At 45.6% G+C, this 237-nt stretch carries 1 protein-coding gene; it reads right to left on the minus strand.

From position 1 onward, the window contains the following. Positions 1–3: 3 nt before the first annotated feature. The coding region (locus ACTG33_RS16125; RefSeq protein ID WP_439136247.1) for a glycosyltransferase at positions 4–237 on the minus strand (234 nt) is incomplete at its 5' end.

A 237-nucleotide genomic window follows, 5' to 3' on the forward strand; every position in this document is an offset into this window, starting at 1 on the left:
CGTTCACGAATGTCTCTCCACTGCACGCGGTGCATGTTCCGGTAATACACTCTCGTAAACCTCTGCATAATTGGACACAGTGGATTCCCAAGTAAATGATTTCTCGACTTTTTGGCGACCTGATAAACCATATTGTTTACGAAGGTTTTCGTCTTCCAGAAGTGTTAATAACGCTCTTGCGAGAGCATCCGTATCCTGCGCCTCTACCAGTAAACCCTGCTGACCTTCTGTAATGAT

This window comes from Pseudomaricurvus sp., from assembly GCF_965662505.1.
In the GTDB taxonomy this organism is placed as follows: domain Bacteria; phylum Pseudomonadota; class Gammaproteobacteria; order Pseudomonadales; family Cellvibrionaceae; genus Pseudomaricurvus.